The 15,695-nt window shown below is 57.0% G+C and carries 14 protein-coding genes; 8 read left to right on the forward strand and 6 right to left on the reverse strand.

The window, feature by feature from the left end:
- Window positions 1-197 precede the first annotated feature (197 nt).
- Window positions 198-1,301: a DUF6456 domain-containing protein gene (locus PH7735_RS07590; protein WP_058310660.1), complete on the forward strand. Its 1,104-nt coding sequence runs from the start codon at window positions 198-200 to the stop codon at window positions 1,299-1,301.
- Between the two features lie 254 nt (window positions 1,302-1,555).
- Here PH7735_RS07590 and PH7735_RS07595 read toward each other — a convergent pair whose 3' ends face one another.
- A complete protein-coding gene (locus tag PH7735_RS07595) occupies window positions 1,556-2,101 on the reverse strand; it encodes a peroxiredoxin (RefSeq protein WP_058310661.1) in 546 nt (181 codons plus the stop codon).
- 220 nt (window positions 2,102-2,321) lie between these two features.
- On the opposite strand from PH7735_RS07595, the gene lipA reads away from it, so the two are divergent.
- The gene (lipA, locus tag PH7735_RS07600; RefSeq protein ID WP_058310662.1) at window positions 2,322-3,272 is read left to right on the forward strand and encodes a lipoyl synthase; all 951 of its coding nucleotides are present in this window, start codon (window positions 2,322-2,324) and stop codon (window positions 3,270-3,272) included.
- A 283-nt stretch (window positions 3,273-3,555) separates the two neighbouring features.
- Here lipA and hpt read toward each other — a convergent pair whose 3' ends face one another.
- Window positions 3,556-4,095, reverse strand: coding sequence for a hypoxanthine phosphoribosyltransferase (hpt, locus tag PH7735_RS07610; RefSeq protein WP_058311193.1), 540 nt, complete (start codon window positions 4,093-4,095; stop codon window positions 3,556-3,558).
- A gap of 69 nt (window positions 4,096-4,164) precedes the next feature.
- On the opposite strand from hpt, the gene PH7735_RS07615 reads away from it, so the two are divergent.
- Window positions 4,165-4,608, forward strand: a complete 444-nt coding sequence (locus PH7735_RS07615) for a type II toxin-antitoxin system RatA family toxin (RefSeq protein ID WP_058310664.1) — start codon at window positions 4,165-4,167, stop codon at window positions 4,606-4,608.
- A 42-nt stretch (window positions 4,609-4,650) separates the two neighbouring features.
- The gene (locus PH7735_RS07620) at window positions 4,651-5,949 is read left to right on the forward strand and encodes an MmgE/PrpD family protein (RefSeq protein WP_058310665.1); all 1,299 of its coding nucleotides are present in this window, start codon (window positions 4,651-4,653) and stop codon (window positions 5,947-5,949) included.
- Window positions 5,950-6,067: 118 nt separating this feature from the next.
- Here the strand turns inward: PH7735_RS07620 and PH7735_RS07625 are convergent, their stop codons facing one another.
- The 4 genes from PH7735_RS07625 to PH7735_RS07640 form a co-directional block, all read right to left on the reverse strand.
- The gene (locus tag PH7735_RS07625; protein WP_058310666.1) at window positions 6,068-7,267 is read right to left on the reverse strand and encodes an ammonium transporter; all 1,200 of its coding nucleotides are present in this window, start codon (window positions 7,265-7,267) and stop codon (window positions 6,068-6,070) included.
- A gap of 246 nt (window positions 7,268-7,513) precedes the next feature.
- A complete protein-coding gene (locus tag PH7735_RS07630) occupies window positions 7,514-7,990 on the reverse strand; it encodes a CinA family protein (RefSeq protein WP_058310667.1) in 477 nt (158 codons plus the stop codon).
- The gene (locus PH7735_RS07635) at window positions 7,987-8,469 is read right to left on the reverse strand and encodes a phosphatidylglycerophosphatase A family protein (RefSeq protein WP_058310668.1); all 483 of its coding nucleotides are present in this window, start codon (window positions 8,467-8,469) and stop codon (window positions 7,987-7,989) included. Before PH7735_RS07635 ends, PH7735_RS07630 begins: the two co-directional genes overlap by 4 nt.
- A complete protein-coding gene (locus PH7735_RS07640; protein WP_058310669.1) occupies window positions 8,466-9,608 on the reverse strand; it encodes a bifunctional 2-C-methyl-D-erythritol 4-phosphate cytidylyltransferase/2-C-methyl-D-erythritol 2,4-cyclodiphosphate synthase in 1,143 nt (380 codons plus the stop codon). Before PH7735_RS07640 ends, PH7735_RS07635 begins: the two co-directional genes overlap by 4 nt.
- A 271-nt stretch (window positions 9,609-9,879) precedes the next feature.
- On the opposite strand from PH7735_RS07640, the gene dusB reads away from it, so the two are divergent.
- The 4 genes from dusB (at window position 9,880) to PH7735_RS07660 (ending at window position 15,671) form a co-directional block, all read left to right on the forward strand.
- Window positions 9,880-10,881: a tRNA dihydrouridine synthase DusB gene (gene dusB / locus PH7735_RS07645; protein ID WP_058310670.1), complete on the forward strand. Its 1,002-nt coding sequence runs from the start codon at window positions 9,880-9,882 to the stop codon at window positions 10,879-10,881.
- Window positions 10,878-11,963, forward strand: a complete 1,086-nt coding sequence (locus PH7735_RS07650; protein ID WP_058310671.1) for a two-component system sensor histidine kinase NtrB — start codon at window positions 10,878-10,880, stop codon at window positions 11,961-11,963. Before dusB ends, PH7735_RS07650 begins: the two co-directional genes overlap by 4 nt.
- A gap of 2 nt (window positions 11,964-11,965) precedes the next feature.
- Window positions 11,966-13,330: a response regulator gene (locus PH7735_RS07655; protein WP_058310672.1), complete on the forward strand. Its 1,365-nt coding sequence runs from the start codon at window positions 11,966-11,968 to the stop codon at window positions 13,328-13,330.
- A 103-nt stretch (window positions 13,331-13,433) separates the two neighbouring features.
- Window positions 13,434-15,671 (forward strand): sensor histidine kinase NtrY-like, encoded by a 2,238-nt coding sequence (locus PH7735_RS07660; protein ID WP_058310673.1) that lies wholly within the window; start codon window positions 13,434-13,436, stop codon window positions 15,669-15,671.
- The last annotated feature ends 24 nt before the right edge of the window (window positions 15,672-15,695 follow it).

Raw genomic sequence — 15,695 nt, forward strand, 5'->3', positions numbered from 1 at the left:
GCACAACCTAAAAGGGTGTTGCGTGTGCGCCACTTTACCCGCGCGCTAGATTTTGCAACTGTTCATGATTTGGAAACAATGATGGGATTGTCGCGGGAATATTAACAGCTGGGTAACAAATCCCGTCTAATTTGATGAAAATTTGTGGAAATCCGAACCTCTCTGTTCGGGGTTCGCAGGCAGGCGGAGGGCACAGAATGACCCCTGACATGCAGCAGAGGCTATTGCCGACGTGGGTGCCGGATTCAGTGGTGCATTACCTTGCCCACACTGAAGGCGGTCAGTCTATTCGTGAAATCGCGCGGGATTCCGCGTGTCACGCATCTACGGTCCTTCGTCAAATTCGCAAACTGGAAACGCGTCGGGATGATCCACTTGTCGATCACGCATTGGACCGTCTTTCCAGCAACTATGTATCCCAGCCAAGCCCTCGTAAGATCAAGGAGACCCGACAGATGGCATCGGCACACAAAACAGAAATGCTTCCCGAAGATCAAATCCTGGATCAGGAGGCGCATCGCATTCTGCGCCGCTTGTGTGAAACCGGCGCGGTTCTGGCCGTGGCGCGAGACATGGAAAAGGCCGTTGTGGTCCGTGAATGCGAAGGGGCAACGGCGCGCACCGCCGTGGTCGACAAAGAAATCGCACAAGCCATGGCGCTCAAAGACTGGATTGTCTGCCCCAATCCGGGCCGCATTTCACGATATGCCATCACGGCGACAGGGCGGGTGGCGTTGAACCAGATGATCGCCCGCATGGAAAACCAGGCGCAGGGTTTTGCCGAATCCCAAGCCGTTTTTGCCAACCCCCATTTGGGCGAGGCGATCGACGGCATGCCCGGCCGATCCATGGCAGGGCGGTTTTCAGCAGCAGACAGCCCGCTTGTGGCGCTGGCCCGCCGCCGTGACAAAGACGGAAGTAAATTTCTAAGCGAAACCCTTGTTGCGGCGGGCGAGCGGCTCCGGGAAGATTATGAAATTGCACAAATGAATTCCGGCCCGTCACCGAATTGGGACAGTTTCCTGCAAGGCAACGCGGGATGGCAGTATGTGCCGGATTCGGGCGTCAGCGGCGTCAGTGGCGCGGCACGAAAACGTCTGGCGGATGCCTTGTCGGAACTCGGTGAAGGGCTGGCGGATGTCACATTGCGCTGTTGCTGTTTTCTGGAAGGTTTGGAAACCGCCGAAAAGCACCTGGGATGGTCCGCACGGTCGGGGAAAATTGTCCTCAGGATCGCGTTAATAAGGTTGAATGAATATTATCGTTCACAAGCAGGGGCTGTAGAGCATATGATAGGTTAGGGCCCTCTGAAGGGTTTTCGCTTGAAGTTTTGAGCCAACAGCGAGCGAAGGGGCGGTGCGTTGAAACATACGCGCCGCCTTCTTTTCGAAATACTCCCGCCATTCATCAATGCCTGACGGCATAACTTCATGTTGGGCCAAGCCGCGCTTTGCGGGGCTGTCATCACTCTACGGTGGGTATCGTTAAAGAAGTAGAAACAAAAAAACGGCCCGCGCTGGACGCGCGGGCCGAAAATCGATCAAAGTCAGCCTGATTAGGCGACTTCAGCCTTGGACGCCTTGAGGTGGTCCATCAGGTTTTCAGGAGAAGAAACGCCATAAGGGTCTTCGCCGTGGTTGTCTTCGAGGCCGGGCTCTTCGAACCATGCTTCGATTACGCCATTGTTGACGATGGCGGCGTAACGCCACGAACGGTCACCAAAACCAAGGTTGTCTTTGGCGACCAGCATGCCGATCTTGCGAGTGAATTCACCAGAACCGTCTGGGATCACCGAGACGTTTTCAAGGTTTTGCGACTCGGCCCATTTGTTCATGACAAAGCTGTCATTGACGGACATGCAGTAGATTGCATCGATGCCCATATCGCCAAATTCTGCGGCCATTTTTTCGAAACCGGGCAGTTGGTACGTAGAACAGGTTGGTGTGAACGCGCCGGGCAGCGAGAACAGGATGACCCGTTTGTTCGCGAAATAGTCGTCCGAGGTCATATCCTGCCAGCGGAACGGGTTCGGGCCGCCAACTGCTTCGTCACGGACGCGTGTTTTAAAGGTCACTGCGGGGACTTTGATGCCTGCATGCATGGGAGATTCCTCATCAGAAATTTTCAATCGAACAGGCACTTAAAATGATTCTAAGTTGGGTTCAATGCGGCAGGTCAAGCGATTGGAAAAATTGCGATTGCGGGCGTGCCAATGGCGCAGAAACAGGCGCAATTGCATAGCGGCCATGCACTGCTGGTACTTACTGTGCGAGCAGGTTATGCTTAGAAGACGGAAACCATGTTTACCCAAGGGAAAGACCGTGCGTGATCTGAAAGTCCCCGAACAGCGCCACCCCGAAAAGGCGCACCGACCCGACAACGCCCAGCCGCGCAAGCCAAGCTGGATTCGCGTCAAAGCCCCCACGGGCGACGGGTATAATGCCACGAAAAAGATCATGCGTGACAACAAGCTGGTCACGGTTTGTGAAGAAGCGGGATGCCCAAACGCCGGCGAATGCTGGAGTCAGGGCCACGCGACCATGATGATCATGGGCGAAATCTGTACCCGTGGATGTACCTTCTGTAATATTGCCACCGGCCGTCCCAACGCTCTGGACACGTTCGAGCCTGGCCGTGTTGCGGATGCGGTGCAAAAACTGGGCCTGAACCACGTGGTTATCACCTCTGTGGACCGCGATGATCTCGAGGATGGCGGGGCTGAGCATTTCGCCCAGACCATTCGCGCGGTGCGTCACCGCTCGCCCAAAACCACAATCGAAATCCTGACCCCTGACTTTCTAAAGTGCGACGACTCGGTGCTGAAAGTGGTGGTCGACGCCAAACCGGATGTGTTCAACCACAATCTGGAAACGGTGCCGGGCCTTTATCCCACTGTGCGCCCGGGCGCGCGGTATTTCCATTCGCTGCGTCTTTTACAGCGCGTGAAAGAGCTTGATCCCTCTATTTTCACCAAGTCGGGCATTATGGTCGGTCTTGGAGAAGACCAGCAATCGGTCAAGCAGGTCATGGATGACATGCGGGCGGCGGACGTGGATTTCCTGACCATCGGTCAGTATCTGCAACCAACGCCAAAACACCACGGTGTGGATCGTTTTGTGACGCCTGAAGAATTCGCGTCTTATGATAAGGCCGCCTATGGCAAGGGCTTCCTCATGGTCTCTGCCACACCACTGACCCGGTCGTCTTATCATGCGGGCGACGATTTCGCGAAACTGCGCAGCGCGCGCAACGCAAAGCTGGGACAGGCCTGAGCCTGCCCGACGAGGGCCATATAGTTTAGATGTTTGTTTGCGTCGCCAAGGGTGTCCAGTACACCTTTGGTTTCAATCGGCCTGTTGGGCTACGCTCAAAGAATATTCCTTCAAAAGCGCGTGCGCCCCATGTTGTTGGGGACAAGCCAGTCCGGCCATCCGATCCACCGTTCGATGGCAAATAGAACAAAACAAATCGCTATTACTGAAAAAACGAAAATCACCATTTTTTCAGATGGGGGATTACGCGCCCATCGGGACATGCGGATGAGGTGGCGAAAACTCATTCTGTGAACCGGACCTTGCCGATAAAGGGCAGGTTGCGATTGCGTTGGGCGAAATCGATTCCGTAACCCACAACAAATTCATCCGGAATGGAAAAGCCGATCCAGTCGGCCTTGATGTCGGCCTCGCGGCGCGAAGGTTTGTCCAAAAGGGCAATGGTGTGCAGCTTGGCCGGCTTGCGTGATTTCAAAAGACGCAACACGTGGCTGAGGGTGTGGCCGGTGTCGACAATATCCTCGACAACAAGAACATCTCGCCCTTCAATTTCGCCGCGCAAGTCTTTGAGAATACGCACTTCTCGACTGCTTTCCATAGCGTTTCCATAAGAGGACGCCTCAAGGAAATCGACCTCGACCGGCAGATCGAGTTCACGCACAAGATCGGCGATAAAGACAAATGACCCGCGCAAAAGTCCCACAACAACCAGCTTGTTGGTGCCTGCATATTCGTTTGAAATCTCACTGCTAAGCGTTTCAATACGCGCTGCAATGGACTTGGCCGAGATCATCTGATCGATGACATATGGACGCTCTGACATGAGACCCTCTTGATTTTTCGTGCGCAGCATACGAAATGAGCGGCCACTGTCACGCGAAAATGGGGCGACATGCCGACCCACTCTGAAACCCGCACTTTGCCGTACTCGGCCCAGCAGATGTATGATCTGGTGGCTGATGTCGCCTCCTATCCCAAATTTCTGCCGTGGTGTGCCGCCGCGCGCATCCGCTCGGTCACGCCCGAGGACGCACAGCGCGTGATGCTGGCCGACCTTGTGATCTCATTCAAAGTGTTCCGTGAACGCTTTGGAAGCCGTGTTGTCTTGAAAGACTCGGCCAGAAGCATCGATACGGAATATCTGGATGGCCCGTTCAAATTCTTGAAGTCGACCTGGGACTTCAAAGATATCGATGGCGGCTGCGAAGTTGCATTCTTTGTCGATTTCGAGTTCAAGAATGCCATCCTTCAAAAGGTAATCGGGGTGGTGTTCAACGAGGCGATGCATCGAATCGTCCGGGCTTTCGAAGATCGCGCCAAAGATCTTTATGGGTAGGACCGTGCCGCGGCACTGTCTTGCAAGACACAGGAGCGCCGTATGATCACGCAAAAGCTGTCCGATTTTGTCGTCGGGGTGGATGCCGCCACGATTCCCCCCGAGACCCTTCAAATGCTTCGGCTTTCCATGCTGGACTGGGCAGCCTGCGGCATTGCCGGGCGGGACGAACCCGTGGCGACCATAACCCGCGACATGGCGCTTGCCGAGGAAGGCGTGGCACAGGCGCATGTGTTTGGCGCACCACAGGCCATTCCGGCACGCGCTGCGGCTTTGGTCAACGGGGCAGCCAGCCACGCGCTTGATTATGATGACACCCACTTTGCCCATATCGGGCACCCGAGTGTTGCGGTTCTGTCTGCGGCCTTGGCTGTGGGCGAAGCCGACAACACTGAAGGTACTGCCTTGCAGGCTGCGGCCCTGATCGGGATAGAAACCTCGATACGGGTGGGTGTCTGGCTGGGGCGGGACCACTATCAAACCGGATTTCACCAGACGGGCACCGCCGGAGCTTTTGGGGCCGCTGTCGCCTGTGCGCGCCTGCTGGGGTTCACGCCAGATCAGACAGCTGCCTGTCTCGGGCTCGTGGCCACACGCGCGTCGGGGCTGAAATCGCAATTCGGCACCATGGGCAAACCCTATAACGCCGGTATCGCGGCAACAAACGGTGTCGAGGCAGCTTTGCTGGTGCAGCGCGGGTTCGAACCCAATCCGGATGCACTTGAATGCGCTCAGGGGTTTGGGCCCACACATGCCGGTCAGGCGGTCGAAAGCGCGCTCGACGGGGTGGGGGACAGATGGTTGTTTGACACGATCAGCCACAAGTTTCACGCTTGTTGTCACGGCCTGCATGCCACGCTTGAAGCACTGGCCAACATGAACCGCCCCGCGGTCGCGGATATTGCCTCAATTCACATCACCACGCACCCCCGCTGGATGACCGTGTGCAATCAGCCCGACCCGACAACCGGCTTGGGGGCCAAATTCTCATATCGTATGGTGACCGCCATGGCGCTAACCGGCCATTCAACGGCTGCGCTCGACAGCTATTCCGACGCGCTCTGTGCCGATCCTGAACTGGTTGCGCTGCGCAACAAGGTGTCGGTCACCGCCGATGACAGCCTGTCCGAAACGCAGGCAGAAGTGACCCTCACGCTCACCAACGGGCAGTCACTGAACACTGCACATGACCTCAATGCGCCCATCGCCCTGAGTGATCGCGAAACGCGCCTGCTGACCAAAGCCAGCGCTTTGATTGGAGTGGACAAAGCGCAAACGCTCTGGCAGGCGATCAACACCTTCGCTTCCGCACGCGACATGGGCCAGTTGATCGCGTCCTGATCTTCATCTCTTCTCAAATACTCCCGCCGGAGGCGCCCCAACGCACGTCTGTCCCCGGCTACGAAAAAGGGGCGGCACCCTTGCGGCCCGCCCCTTTCGATCTTTCATAAAACCCGTCTTACGAGTTCATGTCGTAGGCTCGTTCACCGTGAACGCTCAGATCAAGACCGTTGACTTCGGTTTCCTCATCAACGCGGATCGGCGTGATCACCGCGGTGATTTTGACCAGAACAACAGTCACAACCAGAGTAAAGACACCCACCACGGCCAGACCACCCAATTGCGCCGCCCATGTGCCACCGGTTTCAAAGCCGAGCAGCGGGAAGAAGGCAATCATGATCGTTCCGAAGATGCCGCCAACACCGTGCACCGCAAAGACGTCCAGCGTATCATCAATGTTAAAGATGTTGCGGATGACGTTCACGGCTTCCTGACACAGGATGCCCGCAACTGCACCAATGATCAGAGCTTCGATTGGACCCACAAACCCCGAGGCAGGGGTGATCGAGGCCAGACCCGCGATTGTCCCTGTGACAAGACCCACCATAGACGCTTTGCCGTATTTGACCTTTTCCCAAAGCGCCCAGCTGAGCGAGGCCGTCGCAGCTGAGATATGCGTTACGGTCAGGGCCATCGCCGCGCCACCATCTGCAGCAAGCTGCGAGCCGCCGTTGAAGCCGAACCAGCCAACCCAGAGCATCGCAGCACCAATCATGACCATCCACGGCGCATGTGGGGGTGTTGTGCGGTGCTTGCGCGGGCCAAGGGCTACGGCAATCACGAGGGCCGCAATACCCGCAGTTTCGTGTACGACGATGCCGCCGGCAAAGTCTTTGACGCCGGTTTCACCAAACAGGCCGCCGTCCGCCAGAAATCCACCGCCCCAGATCCAGTGCACCACGGGTGCATAACACAAGAGCATCCAGAGGCCTGAGAACACCAGCACAAAGGCAAAGCCGATCCGCTCAACATAGGCGCCGACAATCAGCGCGGGGGTGATGATCGCAAAGGTCATCTGGAAGGCAAAGAACAGAACCTCTGGCAGGGTGCCGGACAGGCTGTCTGCATCGACACCCATCAGGAACATTTTGCCCAGCCCGCCCCAATAGCCGCTGTCCCCATCGCCAAAGGCAATGCTGTATCCGAACATCAGCCACAAGATGCTCATCAAACAGGCAATCGCATAGGTTTGCATGAAGACGCTGAGTACATTTCGGGCACGAACAAGACCGCCGTAAAACAAGGCCAGTCCCGGCAACGTCATGAACAGGACCAACGCGGTGGCCACAATGATCCAAGCGGTATCCGCTCCGTTCATTTTTTCTTCCTTCCCTAAAGAGTGATGCTTTTCGCGCCAGAAAGCGGAAGAAAGATGCGATTCATAGATGCATGTGGGTCTGAGATGCGCAAAAACAGAGCATTTTGCGAAATGACTAAATAATAGGCGTAAATGAGTGGTGTGTGATGAAATTTGGGACAGTTGCAAAATTTTGTCGGAAAAGCCGTGTTTTCGGTCGATTCCTGTCGCCTCGCGCAAATCCGGCTGGCGGGGCAGTGCCCGTATTTACATCGATGTGGCCGCAGCAAGCAAAAGAGACAAGGCGTGATCGCAGGCGTTGATGCGCACCTTGTCTCGGCCCAAAGCGCCGAACTCTATGGTTTCGGTCTGGCATCCGGCCTGTGTGGCGATGCCAAAACAGACGCGTCCTTCGGGTTTGAATTCTGATCCCCCCGGACCTGCGATGCCCGTTATCGACACCGCGATCTGTGCGTCGCTGTTTACCAGCGCCCCCAGCGCCATTTCACGGGCGACCTCTTCCGAGACCGCGCCAACCGCTTCGAGTGTGGCGCCGCGAACGCCCAGCATTTCGGTTTTGGCTGTGTTGGTATAGGTGACAAACCCGCGATCAAACACATCCGAGGAACCGGCAATATCCGTTAAAGCGGCCGAAACCATGCCGCCGGTACAGCTTTCGGCCGTTGCAATGCGACGGGATTTGGCGCGCGCCGCCTCTAAAACCTGAACCGCGAGCACCGTCATATCAGCACCACATGATAGAGCGCCGCCAGAATGAGCGTGACGATACCTGCAAAAATACCGGCCCAAATGTCATCAAGCATCACGCCGTCCGCGTCATGGCGGCGATCTGCGCGCCCGACAAGCCATGGTTTCTTGATGTCAAACAGGCGGAACAAAAGGAACGCGGCAATCGGGCCGGGCCAGACCATCGACATGTCCCGCATCGCAAATCCCGCAGCAGGAAAGAGCATCGCAATCCACATGCCGGCCACTTCATCGATCACGATTTCCGAAGGGTCGTCGCCGGGTTTATCGCGCAACTCGGTGCGGCAAGCCCAGAACCCGATGATGACCGACAGCAAGGTGGCGACGACCAAAGGCCAGAACCCCAGATAGCGTTCAATGCCCCATCCGATGATCAGGGCCGCCAGTGAGCCCCAGGTGCCCGGCGCCCAAGGCAACAGCCCCGCGCCGAAAAAGGTTGCGACAAGTCTGCTCATGATTTCACCAGTGTCGCGGTTGCAATTGCCGCGATCCCTTCTTCTCGCCCTGTAAATCCAAGACGCTCGCTTGTTGTGGCTTTTACGCTGATACGATCCGCATCAAGTCCCATAATCTCTGACATGCGCTGCATCATGGCGGCGGCATGCGGGCCGATTTTCGGGCGCTCGCAGATCAATGTGCAATCCACGTTTGAAATGGCAAAGCCTTTTTGCGTCGCAAGTTTGACAGCATGGTCAAGGAAATGGGCGCTGTCGGCATCTTTCCATTCGGCCTCGGAGGGCGGGAAGTGGCGACCGATGTCTCCTTCGGCAAGGGCGCCATAGATGGCGTCTGTCACGGCATGCATGCCAACGTCCGCGTCCGAATGCCCTTTGAGCCCATGCGTGTGGGGGACGCATACGCCGCACAAGACAACGTGATCGCCGTTTTCAAAGGCGTGTACGTCAAAACCGTTGCCCAGCCGAATGTCCATCTGTCCTCGCAATATTCTTTCCATGCGGGCAAAGTCGCCCGGGGTGGTGATCTTTAGATTGGCCTCATTGCCTGCCACGATGGCCACGTCAAGACCTGCGGCGCGGGCCACTTCCACATCATCGGCAGCGCCTCCGGCATGGGTGCGGTGTGCAGACAGGATATCCTCAAAGCGAAACCCCTGAGGTGTCTGGGCTCGAAACAGCCCCTCGCGGTCCTGCGTGCCGGACACGTTGCCGTTGTGACCGCGCCACAGTGCATCTGTGACAGCAAGGGCAGGGGCCGCGCCCGCGCTTTGGCCGAGGGCGGCAATAACGTCGGTGATAACCTCTGCGCTGACACCCGCCCGTGCCACATCATGGATAAGGACGGCATCAAAACCGCGCCCCGCCAGGGCCTCAAGACCTGCGCGCACCGATTGGTCGCGCGAGGCCCCGCCAGAGACGGTTTCAACATCCAGAGATTGCGTGAATTCGGTGTCGTCCGGATGGACCACGACAACAACGTGGTCAATTTGCGGATGGTTCGTAAACGCCTTGATCGCCCAGTCGGCGACGCGCAGACCGGCAAGGGGGCGCCACTGTTTCGGGATGCCGGCACCGGCGCGCGTGCCGCGTCCGGCGGCGACGATCACTGCGGCAACTGTCTTGGGCAAATGTGTCATGGGAACTGTCTAATGCGTTTTTGCAGGAAGCTGAATCAAAGAATTAAGATGTTGCGCTGAGCAGGTGCATTTTCTCGCGGCATTTGCACGCGTGAATTGTTAGCGGAAACGAAAGCGTGGTTTTAATCCTGCGACCCAGAGTAGCAAATGACCCATTGAGTGTGATTAAAAAATAAGCATATGCATAAATCCAATACAAATGACCCTCTGCTTTCATTGAGATCACCCGCTGAGTCGGTTAGCACGAAGGTACTGCACAAGGATTAGGCATGTGACCGTTCAAGTCGCACATCTCACTTTTGACCCACCCGTGTTTCTGGCGCCTCTCGCCGGAATTACCGATTTGCCGTTTCGCGAACTGGTTGCGTCCTTTGGGGCGGGGCTTGTTGTGTCTGAAATGGTGGCCTCGCAGGAAATGGTGCAAGCCAAGGCGGGCGTGCGTGAAAAGGCCGAGCTTGGATTTGGCAAAAGCAACACCTCGGTCCAGATCGCGGGGCGGGATGCCTATTGGATGGCAGAAGCCGCCCGTCAGGTCGAAGCAAACGGAGCCGCGCTTATTGATATTAACATGGGGTGCCCTGCGAAAAAGGTCACCTCGGCCTCCGGGGCAGGGGCGTCAGGCTCGGCCCTGATGAAAGATCTGGATCATGCGGTTTCTCTGATCGAGGCCGTGGTCGAGGCGGTTGACCTGCCGGTCACGCTTAAGACGCGGCTGGGATGGGACGATGATATGCTGAATGCCGCCGAGCTCGCCCAACGGGCAGAGCAGGCCGGTGTGAAAATGGTGACCATTCACGGCCGGACACGGTGCCAGTTCTACAAGGGTTGTGCGAACTGGGCCGCGATTGCAGACGTAAAAAGCGCTGTATCTGTGCCCGTGATCGCAAATGGCGACATCATCGACAGCGCGACCGCCCAACAGGCCATGAACCAATCTGGCGCGGATGGCGTGATGGTCGGACGGGGCGCGCAAGGCAAACCCTGGCTGTTGGCGCAAATTGCGGCGGATACCTTTGGCGGGCAGGCGCCCGAAATTCCCGAAGGTGATGATCTGGCCGACATGGTCGCGAAACACTATGAAGACATGCTTGCGTTCTATGGCGTGGAACTTGGAAGCAAAGTCGCCCGAAAACACCTTGGATGGTACATGGACGGCGCAAACACCGCCAAAGACATGCGCCGCGTTATCCAGACTGCAAACGATCCCAAATTGGTTCTTAAAATGCTGCCCGAAGCCTTTGCCGGCGGTGGAGACAGGAAAGATGCTGCATGACAATTGATACCCCAGCCCTTTGGAATTCCTTGCCGGTTCCGGCTTTGCTGGTTGATCCCGAGGACCGGATTGAAGACATCAACCCGGCGGCGGAATCGTTTTTGAATGCCTCGGCAAAATCCATGCGCGGCGTGCCCGTCTGGGACAAGATCGCGGTTGATTCCCCGCTGGAAGATGCGTTTTTGCGGGCGCGCAAACATGGCACGCCTCTGTTCGTGAACGACGCCGACATCGGGACAGGGGACGGACCGCCCATTCAGGGCAATCTCAAGATCAGCCCCGTGGCCGACAAGGACGGCTATATGCTGTTCCTGATCACTTCGCGGGCTTTGGCGGGACGTATGACGCAGTCACGCGGCGTGAAGTCCTCGGCCAAGTCGGCCATCGGCATGGCCGAAATGCTGGCGCACGAGATCAAAAACCCGCTCGCCGGAATTACGGGCGCGGCGCAATTGCTGTCGATGAACCTTGCGCCGGAAGATCTGGAGTTGACGGATCTGATCGTCGAGGAGAGCCGCCGTATCGTGAAGCTGTTGGAGCAAGTCGAGCAATTCGGCAATCTGTCACCGGCCCAAAAGAACCCTGTGAACCTGCATGATGTGCTGGACCGCGCGCGCCGGTCGGCCATGGTCGGATTTGGCGCCCATATGGTGTTCCATGAAGATTATGACCCCTCGCTGCCCTTTGCCCAAGGGGATGCGGATCAGCTGTTGCAGGTGGTTCTGAATCTGTTGAAAAACGCATCAGAAGCTGCTGATAAAAAAGGAACTATCCGCCTGAGAACCTATTACGACCATTCGTTCAGAATGCGGCGTTCCGACGGGTCCGGACAGGCTCTTCCGCTACAGGTCGAGGTTGTGGACGACGGTCCCGGTCTGCCGCAAGACATCAAAGGAGACGTGTTTGATCCCTTTGTGTCCGGGCGCGAGAACGGCACCGGTCTTGGCCTTGCCTTGGTGAGCAAAATCATCTCGGACCATGGTGGTCTGATCAATGTAGATAGCGTCCCCGGACGCACAGTGTTTCGAATTTCCCTGCCGCGTCTTTCCAAAGACGTGGAAAAAACCCTGAAGGAGACTTAACGATGGACGGCACCGTTCTTGTCGCTGACGACGATCGTACAATCCGAACCGTTCTGACACAGGCGCTCACGCGTGCGGGATGCAAAGTGCATGCCACGTCGTCACTGACCACGTTGATGCGCTGGGTGGGCGAAGGGAAAGGCGATGTGGTGATCACAGATGTGATGATGCCAGATGGCAACGGGCTGGAAATGCTTCCCAAGATTTCCGAGGACCGTCCCGGTTTGCCCGTCATCGTCATTTCGGCCCAAAACACCATCATGACGGCCATTCAGGCGGCCGAGGCCGAGGCCTATGATTACCTGCCCAAGCCGTTTGATCTGCCTGATCTGATGAAACGGACAGGCAAGGCGCTTGAGCAGAAACGGCGCGCACCTTCTGCGCCACAGCCCGAAAATGACCGTCCCGACGAATTGCCACTGGTGGGGCGCACCCCCGCGATGCAGGCCCTGTATCGTCTAGTTGCCCGTGTGATGAACACAGATCTTCCGGTTTTGATTTCAGGTGAAAGTGGCACAGGTAAATCTTTGATCGCGCGTGAAATTCACGACTTTTCGGATCGCCGGACATTGCCCTTTGTTGTGGTCAATGCCGCAGACCTGAGCGACATTGAAGGCCCCAGCCGCGTTCTGGCAAAGGCCAAAGGCGGAACCGTGTTGTTTGACGAGATCAGCGACATCGAGGACGAAGTTCAGGCGCGTATCGTGCGCATGATCGATAATCCCGGCGATGGAAACCCGCGCTTTATGGCGACCTCGCAGGTGAACCTCGAGGATGCCATGGAGAAGGGCAAAATCCGTCAGGATCTGTACTATCGCTTAAACGGCGCGACGATCCACGTCCCGTCGTTGCGCGAACGTGTTGATGACATCCCTTTGCTGGTCGAACATTTTCTGGGCCGGTCCGAACGTGACGGCGCCCCGCAACGGGTGTTCTCCGAAGACGCGAACGAGCTTTTCCGTGCTTACAGCTGGCCCGGCAACGTGCGACAACTCGAAAACGCTGTGAAACGCCTTGTTCTGACAGCGCGCGCCGAAGAGATCGCGCTGACCGAGGCCGAAGCGGTATTGGGCGCACAGCCTCAGGTAGGCCCATTGTTGGGTGGCGAAGACACCGAAAAGCTGTCTGCGGCTGTGGCGCGTCATCTGCGCCGGTATTTTGATCTGCACGGGAACATGCTTCCGCCAGCGGGCCTTTATGGGCGTATCCTGCGCGAAATCGAGCTTCCCTTGATTGAAATCGCGCTTGATGCGACCGGCGGTAATCAGGCGAAATGCGCCGATTTGCTGGGGATCAACCGAAATACGCTGCGTAAAAAAATTACTGATCTGGATATTCACGTGACACGGCGGCGAAAGTTGATGTAAAACTGCCACAATAACGTGGCCGATTTGCCGCAGAATCTGCGGAAATGGGCCAAATAACATGGCGGTGTGCCTTTTAACGGCACGGAATCAATTGAGGTGTCGGGTGATCTCCCGCGCGAACACAAGTCACTGGATCAAGTTCCGGCGTTTGCGCCGCCAACGCCGTGTGCAAAATATTGCCACTTGGGGTTTGGTGGGTTTGGGGCCGTTTCTGGCCCTCGCAACCTTTCTGATTTTGGGACCGGCAAATCAGGGTGCCTCCTCGCCTGCGCTGCGGGGCATTCTGCTTGCTGATATCGTTTACGTTCTGGCGGTGACCGCGCTGGTTGCGCAGCGTGTGGTGCGCATGATCGCATCGCGCCGCGAACAATCCGCCGGCTCGCGGTTGCACCTCAGGCTGACAGGGGCCTTTGCGATTCTGGCGCTGGTTCCGGCCGTGACGGTCGCCATCTTCGCAGGGCTTACCGTGAACATTGGCCTTGAGGGATGGTTTTCCGAACGCGTCAGTGGTGTGATCGAAAACTCTGTGTCGGCGGCGCAAGCCTATGAGCAAGAGCATGTTCTTGACCTCAATCAGGATGCTGATGCGCTTGCCGATTTCTTGAACGGCAACCGTCGCCAGACCTTTTTCCTGACCGATGGTGATTTGCGGGTTCTGCTGACAGCGGCCCAAGCACAGGTGCAGCGTGGCCTGAAAGAGGCCTATATCATTGATGGCACAGGGGAAATTCGCGCGCGGGGCGAAGGGTCCTATCTGTTCAACTATGAAAAACCGACGCTTGAACAGATTGCCGAGGCCCGCGAAAAAGGCCGCACGACAATTCGCGATCTGGAACAGCACGAGCTGCGTGCACTGGTGCGTCTTGATGCCTTTGTTGATCGGTTCATGTATATCAGCCGCGAGGTCGACGGCAGTATTTTCAACCTGCTGGATGAAACGCGCGAAACCGCAATTCTGTATCGTCAGCTTGAACAGGAACGTGGGCGCGTTCTGTTTGAATTCAGCATGATCTACCTTGGGTTTGCGGTCATCCTGATCCTTGCGGCGATCTGGATGGGGCTTTGGTTCGCCGAACGTCTTGCGCGCCCCGTGGGGCGCCTGACCAGTGCGGCCCAGCGTGTTGGTGACGGTGATCTGGATGTGCAGGTGATCGAAGAAGACGGCGATGACGAGATCGCCATGCTCAGCCGGTACTTCAACCAGATGACCCGCCAGTTGAAAGGCCAGCGCCAGACGCTTTTGGACAACACACGCCAGATTGAGCGCCGCCGCCGGATGTTTGATTCTGTTCTAAGCTCGGTCACTTCGGGCGTCGTTGGTCTGGATGATGTTGGCAAAGTGTCTTTTGTGAACCGGTCGGCAGAGCGTCTGTTGGATTGGTCGGAAGATCACCAAAGCATGGCAATCGCCGTGGCGGTGCCCGAGTTTGGACCGATGTTTGAGGCATTGACCAAAGGGCCAGGCGAAGTTGCAAAGGAAGAGGTGCGTGTCACCCGCAGCGGGCGCGTGGAAAACCTGTTGGTGCGCATGTCGACCCGTCGCCGGGAAGACGGCACGCTTGAAGGATACGTTGTGGCGTTTGATGACGTCACGGATCTTGTGACGGCCCAACGCATGGCCGCATGGGGCGACGTGGCACGCCGCATCGCACACGAGATCAAGAACCCTCTGACACCGATCCAGTTGTCGGCGGAACGCATCAAACGCAAGTTTGCAGGGCGGGTTGGCGAAGACCGCGAGAAGCTGGAACAAATGACGGATGTCATCGTGCGCCAGACAAATGACCTGCGCCGGATTGTCGACGAGTTTTCGAAATTCGCACGGATGCCGGAACCGGACAGGCGCAAGATCGACCTGATCCCTACGTTGGAAGGGATCATTCTGTTGCAGGAAAACGGCCAGCCGAACGTGCGTTTCGAACGTGACATTTGTGAGGGGCCTGTCTGGGCCGAGCTTGACGAGACCATGATTTCTCAGGCTCTGACAAATCTCATCAAAAACGCCGGGGAAGCTATTGAATCCCTAGAGGAAAAGGGCGTACCTGACGATCACGAACCGACGATACGGGTCGTGTCCGAACTGTTGGACCGACAGCTTGAGATCAGGATATCCGACAACGGCATTGGCCTTCCGGAGGATCGGGCCCGTCTGTTCGAGCCTTACGTGACAACACGTGACAAGGGCACCGGACTTGGGCTGCCAATTGTCAAAAAGATTATCGAAGAGCATGGCGGAAGCCTTGCTCTGCAAGACGCCGAGATATTCGGCAACAGTTTACATGCTGGCGCAATGGCCGTGATCCGGCTGCCCCTGATGGGTGCGCCGCAACAGGAACAGTGACGTTGAACGAGGTGGGGCAAGACC

Source organism: Shimia thalassica, from assembly GCF_001458215.1.
GTDB lineage: Bacteria > Pseudomonadota > Alphaproteobacteria > Rhodobacterales > Rhodobacteraceae > Shimia > Shimia thalassica.

Excerpts from the sequence above, each read along its gene's own strand:
- PH7735_RS07655 (WP_058310672.1), top strand. The coding sequence starts at position 11,966 with ATGGACGGCACCGTTCTTGTCGCTGACGACGATCGTACAATCCGAACC.
- PH7735_RS07590 (WP_058310660.1), top strand. The coding sequence starts at position 198 with ATGACCCCTGACATGCAGCAGAGGCTATTGCCGACGTGGGTGCCGGAT.
- PH7735_RS07615 (WP_058310664.1), top strand. The coding sequence starts at position 4,165 with ATGCCGACCCACTCTGAAACCCGCACTTTGCCGTACTCGGCCCAGCAG.
- PH7735_RS07650 (WP_058310671.1), top strand. The coding sequence starts at position 10,878 with ATGACAATTGATACCCCAGCCCTTTGGAATTCCTTGCCGGTTCCGGCT.
- PH7735_RS07620 (WP_058310665.1), top strand. The coding sequence starts at position 4,651 with ATGATCACGCAAAAGCTGTCCGATTTTGTCGTCGGGGTGGATGCCGCC.
- PH7735_RS07630 (WP_058310667.1), bottom strand. The coding sequence starts at position 7,990 with ATGACGGTGCTCGCGGTTCAGGTTTTAGAGGCGGCGCGCGCCAAATCC.
- PH7735_RS07640 (WP_058310669.1), bottom strand. The coding sequence starts at position 9,608 with ATGACACATTTGCCCAAGACAGTTGCCGCAGTGATCGTCGCCGCCGGA.
- PH7735_RS07635 (WP_058310668.1), bottom strand. The coding sequence starts at position 8,469 with ATGAGCAGACTTGTCGCAACCTTTTTCGGCGCGGGGCTGTTGCCTTGG.
- PH7735_RS07595 (WP_058310661.1), bottom strand. The coding sequence starts at position 2,101 with ATGCATGCAGGCATCAAAGTCCCCGCAGTGACCTTTAAAACACGCGTC.
- PH7735_RS07625 (WP_058310666.1), bottom strand. The coding sequence starts at position 7,267 with ATGAACGGAGCGGATACCGCTTGGATCATTGTGGCCACCGCGTTGGTC.
- hpt (WP_058311193.1), bottom strand. The coding sequence starts at position 4,095 with ATGTCAGAGCGTCCATATGTCATCGATCAGATGATCTCGGCCAAGTCC.